The sequence below is a fragment of the Cupriavidus consociatus genome, from assembly GCF_017814975.1.
GTDB classification, from domain to species: Bacteria; Pseudomonadota; Gammaproteobacteria; order Burkholderiales; family Burkholderiaceae; genus Cupriavidus; species Cupriavidus consociatus.
Genome location: NZ_JAGIQA010000102.1, coordinates 1 through 2614, shown reverse-complemented (window position 1 = coordinate 2614; position 2614 = coordinate 1). Strand labels below are relative to the sequence as shown.

Annotated in this window: 2 protein-coding genes; both read right to left on the bottom strand. The window is 64.3% G+C overall.

Annotation, left to right across the window (positions count from 1 at the left end; genetic code table 11):
* Nucleotides 1-358: 358 nt before the first annotated feature.
* Nucleotides 359-1561, bottom strand: a complete 1203-nt coding sequence (locus J8I82_RS37465) for an IS91 family transposase (protein ID WP_209765639.1) — start codon at nt 1559-1561, stop codon at nt 359-361.
* 8 nt (nt 1562-1569) lie between these two features.
* Complete coding sequence (locus tag J8I82_RS37460) at nt 1570-2448, bottom strand: tyrosine-type recombinase/integrase (protein ID WP_209765637.1); 879 nt, start codon at nt 2446-2448, stop codon at nt 1570-1572.
* Nucleotides 2449-2614: the final 166 nt, after the last annotated feature.

Here is a 2614-nt window from a genome sequence, read left to right as displayed (position 1 = left end):
AGCAGAGGATTTTTTGGTTAGCGATCGCGGCCGCAGAGGCATAACGGAGCCGATCAGGATCCGCCCGCGAGCGGTAACTAAAAAACCATTTGTGCTAAGCCGCTCCGCAGGCGGTGGCCGCTATGGGCGTTGAATGACCGCCGGGGTAATTTCTGATGTCCAAAGCGGGCGACCCCAACCGGATTTCCAGCGTTCGGGGGAAGCTTCGCTGGCGAGAGATGCAGAAATGGGCGTGTCAACGGGCTCGTAACCCGCTGTTTTGAGATATTCTGGCGCGCTCGCGTATCGCAGAGACGAGTCCGGCCGCGTTTGCCTCGTCGGGAAAGGCGAACGAATCCGCAAACGGGTGCAGTCGCAACTAAGGCGCATGATCAGGGCCTGGTGGGGCTCGTGGAAGGCCGCCGGGCATGTCTTCGATGCGGAGCATGTGTCCCTTGCCACATACGGGGCAGTCGCGCAGTGACCTGCCGGTGAGTCGCTGGTAGCGGTCACGGTAGTCTTCTCCGGCCTCGGCTTTGGCTGCGGGAGCCTCGACACCGAGCAGTTGCCTGCAGGTGGCGAGCTTGTCGGCACGGTGGCAGTTGGCGAGCCACCCGTAGCTGCGAATGCGCTTGAAGCCGTCGGGCAGCACATGCAGCAGGAAGCGACGGATGAACTCGTCGGCCGTGAGCGTCATGGTCCTTTGTCTGGACTCGTGCCGGTAGTCCTTCCAGCGGAACTGCACGGTGTGCCCGTCGAAGGTGAGCAGCCGGTTGTTGGAGATGGCGACTCGGTGGGTATAGCGGCCCAGGTAGTCGAGCACGTGTTCGGCACCGCCAAAGGGTGGCTTGGCATAGACGACCCACTCGGACCTGGCGGTGGGGGCAAGCCAGGCAGCGAACGCGCGGGCATCATGCAGCGGCTCGAGCTGGCCATGGAAACGCAGCACGCCGGCGTCGAATGCGCGGCGCAACTGTTCGAGGAACAGTCGGCGAAAGAGCCGTGAGAGCACCCGCACGGGCAGGAAGAAGCCGGGGCGGCAGGCGATCCAGCGTTCGCCGTCCGGGGAGATGCCTCCACCGGGCACGACACAATGCACGTGCGGGTGGTGCAGCAGGTTCTGCCCCCACGTGTTCAGGATCGTGATGAAGCCGATCTCGGCGCCCAGGTGCTTCGGATCGGCGGCGATCGTGCGCAGCGTCCCGGCGCTGGTGCGGAACAGCATGTCGTAAAGCACGCGTTTGTTCTGGTACGCGAGCGCGGCGATGGATTCGGGCAGTGTGAAGACGACATGGAAATACTCCACCTGTGGAAGCAGTTCGGCGTGCCGACGTTCGAGCCACTGCGCGCGGGCGAGCGACTGGCACTTTGGGCAATGCCTGTTGCGACAGGAGTCGTAGGCGATGCGCTGATGGCCGCACGCGTCGCACTGCTCGACATGTCCGCCGAGCGCGGCGGTACGACACAGTTCGATGGCGCTCATCACGCGCCGCTGGACACGACTGAGCCCGTCGGCATGAGTCTGCCGGTACTGCCGGCCGCAGTGGCGAAGGATGTCCGCCACCTCGAGCGCCGGGCGCATCGCGGGCTTCAGAAGTACTCGGGCGCAGGACGCGGAGATGGGATGGGTTCGGGATGCGGCAGCAGATCGAAGGGACTGGTGGTGGCGCACACGGTGCTGGTCGCGATGCGCAAGTAGCGCGAGGTGGTCGACAGGGACCTGTGGCCCATGAGCAGTTGGATCCTTCGTACGTCAGCCCCCGTTTCCAGCAGGTGCGTGGCGAACGCGTGCCTCAGGGAATGCGGCGTGACTGGCTTCTGGATGCCGCTGCGCTCCCGTGCCCTGTTGCATGCCAGCCTGATCGCCGAAGGGGTGATCGGGTGTCCGGGAATGTCGCCGGGGAAAAGCCAGTCGCGGGGATGGGCGTCGTGCCAGTACGCTCGCAGGATCTCGAGCAGGCGCGGCGAGAGCATTACATAGCGGTCCTTGCGACCCTTGCCCTGGTTCACGCGGATGACCATGCGCTGGCTGTCGATGTCGATGACCTTCAGGTGCGCAACTTCTGAAATCCGCAGGCCGGCGGCATACGCGGTCATCAGCATGGCCCGGTGCTTCAGGCCGGGAATGGCATCGAAGAAGGCTTTAACCTCGTCGAAGCTCAGGACGACCGGTAGCCTCAACGGCTTCTTCGGCAGGGGAAAGTCCTCGTCGCTCCAGTCGCGCTTGAGCGTCACGCGGTAGAGAAACCGCAGGGCGCCAATCGTTGCGCCGAGACTGGCGGGTGCGAGCTTGCGCTCTTCGCGGAGATGGATGAGCCACGCCCGGACCTCGTCGGGGCCCAGCAGTTCTGGCGAGCGACGGAAGTGCCGGGCGAAGCTGGATACCTGCTGCAGATACGATTTCTGGGTGTTCTCGGCGAGATTCCGAATCTGCATGTCGTGCAACATGCGTTGACGCAGTGGTGTCATGGGAAACCTCCTGGAAACAGCGGTGAAGCCCCGGTTGGGCATCCACATACTGCTCCCGGAGATGTCTGTGTCCCGTCGCCCGGATCCTGCGTCAGCGCACCACTGCCGGTGAACGCCAGCCATGGGCGCTCGCTCTCCTCCCCCTCCCGCGTCAGCGGGTTAGTAC